The organism is Deltaproteobacteria bacterium (genome assembly GCA_028818775.1).
In the GTDB taxonomy this organism is placed as follows: domain Bacteria; phylum Desulfobacterota; class Binatia; order UBA9968; family JAJDTQ01; genus JAJDTQ01.
This window is the reverse complement of the sequence record JAPPNE010000019.1, coordinates 1-8,553: the sequence shown is the minus strand read 5'-3', so window position 1 is coordinate 8,553 and position 8,553 is coordinate 1. Positions and strand designations below refer to the sequence as shown.

At 66.5% G+C, this 8,553-nt stretch carries 6 protein-coding genes; 3 read left to right on the top strand and 3 right to left on the bottom strand.

Going from position 1 to position 8,553, the window contains the following annotated elements:
• Positions 1 to 392 precede the first annotated feature (392 nt).
• The 3 genes from OXU42_01585 to OXU42_01575 all read left to right on the top strand — a co-directional run bounded on the left by OXU42_01585 (position 393) and on the right by OXU42_01575 (position 3,159).
• Complete coding sequence (locus OXU42_01585; GenBank protein ID MDE0028081.1) at positions 393 to 2,036, top strand: amidohydrolase; 1,644 nt, start codon at positions 393 to 395, stop codon at positions 2,034 to 2,036.
• A gap of 226 nt (positions 2,037 to 2,262) precedes the next feature.
• Positions 2,263 to 2,691 (top strand): Hsp20/alpha crystallin family protein, encoded by a 429-nt coding sequence (locus OXU42_01580; protein ID MDE0028080.1) that lies wholly within the window; start codon positions 2,263 to 2,265, stop codon positions 2,689 to 2,691.
• 75 nt (positions 2,692 to 2,766) lie between these two features.
• Positions 2,767 to 3,159: an Hsp20/alpha crystallin family protein gene (locus OXU42_01575; protein MDE0028079.1), complete on the top strand. Its 393-nt coding sequence runs from the start codon at positions 2,767 to 2,769 to the stop codon at positions 3,157 to 3,159.
• 105 nt (positions 3,160 to 3,264) lie between these two features.
• Here the strand turns inward: OXU42_01575 and OXU42_01570 are convergent, their stop codons facing one another.
• The 3 genes from OXU42_01570 to OXU42_01560 all read right to left on the bottom strand — a co-directional run bounded on the left by OXU42_01570 (position 3,265) and on the right by OXU42_01560 (position 8,419).
• Positions 3,265 to 4,725 carry an ABC transporter substrate-binding protein gene (locus OXU42_01570; protein MDE0028078.1) on the bottom strand — a complete coding sequence of 487 codons (1,461 nt, stop codon included), beginning with the start codon at positions 4,723 to 4,725 and terminating at the stop codon, positions 3,265 to 3,267.
• Between the two features lie 160 nt (positions 4,726 to 4,885).
• Positions 4,886 to 7,291 (bottom strand): glycoside hydrolase family 65 protein, encoded by a 2,406-nt coding sequence (locus tag OXU42_01565; GenBank protein ID MDE0028077.1) that lies wholly within the window; start codon positions 7,289 to 7,291, stop codon positions 4,886 to 4,888.
• A 6-nt stretch (positions 7,292 to 7,297) separates the two neighbouring features.
• Positions 7,298 to 8,419 carry an amidohydrolase/deacetylase family metallohydrolase gene (locus OXU42_01560; GenBank protein MDE0028076.1) on the bottom strand — a complete coding sequence of 374 codons (1,122 nt, stop codon included), beginning with the start codon at positions 8,417 to 8,419 and terminating at the stop codon, positions 7,298 to 7,300.
• Positions 8,420 to 8,553 lie beyond the last annotated feature (134 nt).

Genomic DNA, 8,553 nt, shown 5'->3' with positions numbered 1-8,553 from the left:
GCCCGCGTGGTAGATCACCACCCGGTCCTTGGAGGCGGCCATGGCGGAGCCGGCGGCGAGCACGCCCAGAAGAAGCGCCGCACCCGCGACGAGTGCTCCTGTCCGCTTCCACAAAATTCCACGAATACCTGTATCCAGTTTCATCGAGCCGTCCTCCTTTGGAATGCGGACCCCTTGCGGTCCGTATCCGGCGATACATATGAAATAGTCGCGTAAGAAGTCAACCCTGAGAGGGTCTCCCTCCGCCTCGAATCGTCATTCCCGCGGAAGCGGGAATCCAGGAGGGGTGGGGTGGCGCTACGCTCAGGTTTGACGTTGCACGGGCGCGGCTATATTCATAGGGCCTGCGCCGGGGCCAGCCGGCGTCCGAATATAGACCTTGGAGGATCTCGATGGCTGGAAGTCGCTTGCCCTATCCCGACACGGTTTTCTTCAACGGCAAGGTGCGCACGTTCGCGCCCGGAGCGCCCTTGGCCCAGGCGGTGGCCTGCTCGGGCGGGCGCATCGTCGCCGTGGGCTCCTCCGATGAACTCCGGCGGCTGGGCGGGGCCGAAACCCGGGAGGTGGACCTCAACGGCCTTACCGTCATCCCGGGGTTGACCGACGCCCACGTGCACCTGGCGGACAAGGGGCTGGCGGACATGCAGTTGGTGGACGTCCGCGACTTCTACGGTCCGGTGAACAACATCGACACCGTGCTCACGCGCCTGTCGAAGAAAGCCGCGGAGACTCCCACGGGCGACTGGGTGGTGGCGCAGGGAAGCCCGATGCAGGACTTCCGCATGAAGGACAAGCGCTTCCCGGACCGCGTCGACCTCGATGCCGCCGTCCCCGAGCACCCCACGTCCGTCTCCTTCGGCGCCCACGTCACCGTGGCCAATTCGAGAGGCCTGGGGCTCGCCGGCATCGACCGGGAAACGCCGGATCCGGCCGGCGGCGCCATCGAGCGGGACTCCGACACCGGAGAGCCCACCGGCATCCTGCACGAGCGCGCCCAGCACATCGTGACGGGCGTGATCCCCGAGTTCGATGCCACGGCGCGCAAGCTGGGCATCGCCTTCGCCGTGCAGCAGGCCCTCGAACGGGGAGTGACCACCATCCACGACATCGTCAAGGACCCGTCCGCGGTGCGCGCCTACCAGGAGCTCAGGGCGGAGGGGGGCCTGCACATGCGCTCGAGCCTCCTGCTGCGCGTCATCGAGTCCGAGATGAGCACGGACAGCGTGCTGGAGACCGGCCTCCAGACCGGCTTCGGCGACGAGTGGCTGCGGGTGGGTGGCGCGAAGATGAGCATCGACGGCGGCATCACCGGCCGCAACGCGCTGTTCTACGAACCCTACCTCGACACGCCGGACTACAGCGGGCTCATCCGCATCCAGCAGGACGAGCTGGACGACACCGTGCTGCGCTGCCACACCGCCGGCCTCCGCTGCTGCGTGCACGCCATCGGCGACCGCGCCTTCGACATGTCGCTGGAGGCCTACGAGAAGGCGCTGGCCGAATTGCCGCGCGAAGACCACCGCCACCGCATCGAGCACATGGGCAACTGGCTGATGACCCCCGAGCGCATCGAGCGTCTCGTGCGCAATGGCATCGTCGCCATTCCCAACATCTCCTTGGGTTACTTCGTCGGCGATTCCATCCGCGCCGCCATCGGCGCCAAGCGCATGGAGCGGGCCTTCCCGCTCAAGACGCTGCTGGAAGCGGGCGTCATGATGGCCGGCGGCTCGGACGCACCGGGGTACTGGCCGGTGGACCCGTTGCGGGACATCGGCGCCTACGTCTCGCGCCGCATGCTGTGGGACGAGGTCCTGGAGCCCGAGGAAGCCCTGAGCGTGCAGCAGGCTTTCGAAATGCACACCACTTACGCCTCCTTCGCCGGCTTCGAGGAGGACGTGAAGGGGACCCTGGAGGCCGGCAAGCTCGCCGACATGGCGGTGCTGGCCGAGGACCCCTTCGAGGTGCCGGGGGAACGCATCAAGGACATCAAGGTGGAGATGACGGTGGTGGGCGGCGAGATCAAGTTCCAAGCCTGAAGTAGCCTCGCAGTCTGAAGTACGTGGGCCGAAGGGTTGCGCTGGCGGCGCCCGGGCCGGCGAACGTTCGTATTCCCGCACCCCGGAGTCTCCGCGTTCTCGCGGAACCGTCTCTGCGTGGGACGGTCTCCGGATACCCATTGACACGCCAAAATTCGTGCTTATCTTCGGGTCAACTCGGTGAAGGGAGGACTCGCAGATGGCTTATTGGGGCACGTTGAATGGAATGGACGCGCTTCGTCGCGAGATCGACCGCGCGTTCGAGGACTTCGGCCTGAGGACCTCGCCGTTTCGCACTGCATTCCTGCCGGGAAGGGCAGGGCGGCGCTATCCACTGGTCAACGTCTACGAAGACAAGGACGCGTTGTACGCCGAGGCGCTGACGCCCGGCGTGAATCCCGAGTCGCTCAACGTATCGGTGGTGCGCAACACGCTGACGGTTTCCGGCGAGAAGCAGCCCACGGTCAACGGGGTCAAGGCGGAGGCGTTCCACCGCAACGAGCGTGGCGCGGGCCAGTTCAAGCGCACGGTGGAGTTGCCGGTGGAGGTGGATTCGTCCGGCGTGGTGGCGAACTACAACGACGGCATCCTGCGTATCACGCTGCCGAAGGCGACGGAGGCCAAGCCGCAGCAGATTCAGGTCAACGTCGCATAGAAACGTTGGCAACGAGTAGACCCGCGGCACGCAGGCAGGCTTTCGGAAACGAGAACGACTCAGGAGGAAAGGACAATGGCCGAAGACATGGTTGCCACGAGCACTGACGTGCAGGCAGGCAAGGAAGGGACGCGCGCCCAGGAGCGCTACGTGGTTCCCCCGGTGGACATCTACGAGACGGAGCACGGCCTGGCGGTGCTGGCCGACCTTCCGGGAGTGGCCAAGGAAGGCCTCAACATCCGCGTCGAGGATGGTGTTCTGACCATCCAGGGAAAGACGACGTCACACGCGCCGGGATCGATGCTGCACCGGGAATACGAACTGGTGAACTACTTCCGGCAGTTCGAGCTGAGCGAGAAGGTCGATCAGACGCGCATCGGCGCGACCCTGAAACAGGGAGTGCTGGCCCTCGATCTCCCCACCGCGGAAGCGGCGCGGCCGCGGCAGATTCAGGTCAACGTCGGTTGAGCCGGCAACGTTCGTCCGAAAGCGACGGCCGGTGAGCGTTCAGCGCGGCGTCACGTCCGCGCCGCTCACCGGCCCCGTCACATTCGCTCCGCTTTCGTTCCGCCGTCACTCCTTGATCCGCATCTCCCACGCACGGATTCTCTCGTCGGAACGAGGCTGCCACTCGATGTTGCTGGCGGCCCCGTAGATGTCGGCCAGAACCCACAACGGCACCCACGGCGAGTCCTCTTTCAGGATGTGGCCCAACTGGTGCAGCAGCTTGAGACGCTTCTCGGGATCGGCCTCCGCCTGCTCCAGTGCCATGATCCTGTCGAACTCGGAATTGCTGTAGTCGATACGGGCGCTCGCGCCGGTCTTGAAGTACTGTTCCAGGTGCGTGTGCGCGTCGACGACGCTGCCCCGGCTGACGTGGTAGAAGGGCAGCTTGCCGCCGTTGACCCCGGACTTGCCCCAGAACACCACCCATTCCTGGGTGATCAGCTCGATGTTGAAACCGCCCTTCTTCATCTGGGCCGCGATGGCCTGCACCACCTCGGTGTCCTTGGGATACCGTCCCGCGGAATAGTACATCTTTACGTTGACGCCGTCCGGGTATCCCGCCTTGGCCAGAAGCTCACGGGCCTTCTTGGGGTCGTAGGGATAGCGCTTGGCGTTGGGGTCGTAGCCGATGTGTTGCTTCGCGGCGGCGCCCTCCACCACGAAACCGAGGCCGTCGAAGATGTTCTTCACGATGGGGTAGGCGTCCACCGCATAGTTGGCCGCCTGCCGCACGAGCTTGTTGTCCCAGGGCTTGTACGCCGGGTTGAGGGCCAGGAAGTAGATGCGCCCCCCGGGCACCGTCTTGATGTTGATCCTGGGGTTCCTCTTCAGGCGCTCCACCTCGTGGGCGGGCACCGCGTTGACCACGTCAGCCTGTCCGGCCTCCAGGGCCGCGACCCGGGCGGCCTCCTCGGTGACCTTGCGCCACACCATGGTCTTGATCTGCGGCTTCGGGGAGCCCCAGTAGGCGTCGTTGTGCTCCAGGACAAGGTCGCCGTCGCGCTTGAAGCTCTTGAACTTGTAGGGTCCGGTGCCGATGGGGTGCTTGTCCACGTCCTTGCCGTACTTCTCCGCGGCAGCCTTGCTCATGACGAAGCGGGTCTTGATCTTGTCGAGGAACACCACGTTGCGCGTGTCCGTCACCAGGACGATGGTGTGGTCGTCCACGACCCGCATCTCCACCAGTTCTCTCAGTTGCCGCCGCTGAAGGCTGTTCTTGTCCGTCTTGATGCGGTTGAACGAAAACTCGACGTCGTGGGCCGTCAGCGGCGTGCCGTCGTGGAACTTGATGCCCTTGCGCAGCTTGAACGTCCACTCCTTGCCGTTCAGCTCCCAGGACTCCGCCAGCTTGGGCACGTATGCCCCACGCGCCTCGTCCACCTGCACCAGCGGCTCCATCATGTGCTCCCAGATGGAGTAGGCCGGGCCCAGGCTGTGATTGTAGGGGTGGAGGGAATCGATGCTGCCGGCGTGGTAGACCACAACCCGGTCCTTGGAGGCGGCCCACGCGGAGCCGGTGAGGAGCAAGCCTAGAAGGAGTGCCGCGCCCGCGACCAGTGCCCCTGTCCGCTTCCACAATGTTCCGCGAATACGTGTGTCGGGTTTCATTTGTCATCCCCCTTTCGGAATGCGGACCCCTTGCTTGCGGTCCGTGTCGGGCGAAAATAGGAGATTGTCGTGTCCCAAGTCAACCCTGAACGCCCGCGGTCAGCGGAATCTCGCTGTCCCCGGAACCCAGCGCGTGCTTCGTCCCCTGCACCACCACCTCCAGCGGTGACGGGGAGTCATCCTCCAGCGAAATGCGCACGCGCTCGCGTGTGAGGTCCAGCGCCACCAGGCGGCCACGGTAGACGATGGTCAGTCGCAGGGCCGGCAGTTCGTCGGGCAGGCAGGGGTCGAGGCTCAGGGTCTCGCCCATGGTGTCGATGCCGGCGTAGCGGCGCAGCAGGACGTCGTCGAGCCCGCCCATGGCGCCCATGTGGATGCCCTCGGGAGTGGTGCCGCCCTGGATGTCGGCGACGTCGCTCTGCAGCGCCTCGGTGAAGTAGCGCCACGACAGGGCCGGATCGGAGCGTGCCGACACGGCGGCGTGCACCACCCGGCTCAGGGTCGACCCGTGGGAGGTGCGGGCGCTGTAGTAGTCCACGGTCTTGCGGATGGCTGCGTCGTCGAGGTCGTATCCGAGTTGGCGGAACAGGGACTGCACCTCGTCGGCGCGCAGCAGGTAGAACAGCATGAGCAGGTCAGCCTGCTTCGACGCCTTGTAGGGGTTGGGGGAGTCGCCTTCCGCCTCGAGGATGCGGTCCAGCCGCTCGATGTTGCCGTATTTCTCACGGTAGCTGTCCCAGTCGAACTCGCCGAGCGCATCGTAGCCCTCGAACTGGCTGATGACGCCGTCGCCGTGGAACGGCACGGTCATCCTGCGGGTGATCTCGCGCCAGCGCTCCTCCTCGTCGGGTTGGAGGCCGATCTCCTCGGCCAACTCGGCCCTGCGGCCCCCGCCCAACAGGTCCAGCACCTCCATCGCGCGCTCCAGCACCCAGACCACCATCACGTTGGTGTAGGCATTGTTGCGCAGGCCGCCGGCATCGGCGCGGGGGTACATGTCATGGTATTCGTCCGGCCCCATGACGCCGTGGATCTCGTAGCGCCCGGTGTTCTCGTTCTCTTGCGCCAGGCTGGCCCAGAAGCGCGCGATCTCCAGGATCATCTCGGCTCCGTAGCGCGACAGGAAACCGCGGTCGCCGGTGGTCTTGTAGTAGCGCCAGACGTTGTAGACGATGGCGATGTTGACGTGCCGCTGCCGGTGGCTGTTGTCGTCCAGCCAGCGGCCGGAGTTGGGGTTCAGGTGCAGCTTCTGGGTCTCCTCGGTGCCGTCGCTGCCGCTCTGCCAGGGATACATGGCGCCCTTATAGCCATCCTCCCGGGCGGCCCTGCGCGCGGCATCCAGCCGGTGGTAGCGGTACAACAGCAGCGACCGGGCGATCTCCGGTATCCGGGCGATGTAGAAGAACAGGAAGTACAGCTCGTCCCAGAAAATGTGGCCGCGGTAGGCCTCGCCGTGGAGTCCCCGGGCGGCCACCGCGGCGTCCAGGTCCACCGAGTTCGGGGACGCGGTCTGGAGCAGGTGGAAGGCGTGCAGGCGCAGGACCTTCTCCTCTTCCGGGCATGAAGGGAGCTCCACGTCGCAACGGCGCCACAGGGATTGCCACGCGCTTGCATGGGAATCCAGCAACTCCACGAACCGGCCGGCCGTCGCTGCCGCGGACCGGGCGGCTTGGCCGCTTTCCGAGATGGCCCGGTCACGGGACGAGTACAGGGCCACCGTCTTCTCCAGCGTCACCACCTGCTTCTTCCCTACCGGGACGACGAACTCCTGCGTTATCGCTTCCGCTTCCTCTATGGTGCGGGGCGCGACTTCCTCGTATTCCTCCTGCCGGAAGAGCCGGGTGCGTGCCGCCAGCGCCAGCCGGATGCGCGACTGGTTGGTCTGGACCACGAGGTACATGCCGTCTTCGCCCGTGCGGCCCTTCTCCAGGGTTTCCAGGTGCTTGGAATTGAGCTGGCGATAGCGCGGGACCCCGGCGTTGATGACCGACCCGTCCAGCGAGGATCGAATGGTGACGTTTCCCGACCAGTCCTCCGCCAGCAGCGTCCAGCGCAGGACCGCTAGGTGCGGATGCCGCATGTGCACCAGCCGCCGGCTGCGAATGAAGCTGGTGCGACCTTCGGGATCACGGAACCGCAGCCTTCGCGTCAGCAAACCGTTCTTGAGGTCCAGCTCCTGCTGGTAGGCCAGCACCTCGACCGCCGACAGCTCGAACCACGGCCCGTCTTCCAGGCGGAACCGCAGTCGGAGCCAGTTGGGCAGGTTGACCAAGTCCTCGTTGACTACCACGCGGTCGCCGACCGTAGTCTCCAGGCGGTTGTAGCAACCGGCGAGATAGGTGCCGGGGTAGTGCACGTCGCCGGCCTCGGCCCCTTCCGCGGCGCCGCGGGTGGCGAAGTAGCCGTTGCCGAGGGTGCAGAGGGCTTCACGCAAGCCTTGCTTGGCCGGGTCGAAGCCGTCGTAGCGGAAGATCCATTCGCTCATGGCTACCTACAGCACCCCGGCGCGGATGGTGTGGCGAGCGACGATGCGTTGCCCGTGTGTGCGGCGGTTGCCGACGCTGTCCTCCAGGGTCGCCTCCTCGTCCACCACCTCCAGCACCGCCACGTCTGCCTCCCTGCCCACTTCGAGGACGCCGAGGCGGTCTTCCCATCCGATGGCGCGGGCGGCGTTGATGGTGCAGCCGGCGACGATCTCATCGAGGTCCAGTCCCAGCATCAGGAACTTGGTCAGGGTGGTGGGCAGGTCCACCACGGGGCCGGAGCCGCTCATCCTGTGCAGGTCGGTGCTGATGATGTCCGGGCGCAGTCCCTGGTCCATGGCCCGGGCCACCAGGTCGAAGTCGAAGTGCCCGTTGGCGTGGGCGACGTCGAAGACGACCCCGCGTTTCTGCGCCTCCAGAACGGCAGGCCGCAGACGGCCGTCCGGGTCCACGATGGCCGGCTGTTTCGGCGTGTAGCAGTGGGTGACGATGTCGCCCGGACGCAGCGTCTCGACGATCTCCTCCATGGGTATGCCGGTGTCTCCCACGTGCACCATCACCGGAGAATTGCTGGCGTCTCCGGCTCCCACCGCCATCCCGAGGGCCTCGCGGCCGTTGTCTCCCACCGACTTGACGTGCAGGCGGATCTTGATGCCCACGGCGACGTCCGGGTTCTCCCGCACCGTGCGCGCGGCGTTGTCGGGGTCGGCGAAGCCGATGTTCTCGAGCTCTCCGGGCGCGTTGAGGACTCCGTGCTGCGCCACCGCGACAAAGGCCAGCATGCGCGTGCGGGACCGTTCGTACACCAGGTGCCGGAACCCCGTGAAGTTCACCGGCCCGGCCGAGCCCGCGTCCGCGGTGGTGGTGACGCCGCTGGCGCCGCACACGGCGTCGAGGTCGGTGCCGTAGGGGTTGACGCCCCAGTAGCTGTGCACGTGGAAGTCGATGAGGCCCGGGGTCACGAAGCAGCCGCCCACGTCGAGGACCTGCCCGGCGCCGTCCCGCGGGAGATCCTTCCCCATGGCGGCGATGCGGCCGTCCGTGATGCCCACGTCCAGCGCCTGGCGCGGCCCGGCGGCCGGGTTGATTACCGTGCCGTTGACGAGAAGCAGGTCGAAAGCGTTGCTCACGGCTAGTCTCCTTTCGAGCCGGTTTCCGTATCGCGCTGGTCTATTGAAGTGGCGGGGGGGGGGGGGGGAGGGGGGGGGAGGAGGGGGGGGGGGGGGGGGGGGGGGGGGGGCGGGGGGGGGGGGGGGGGGGGGGG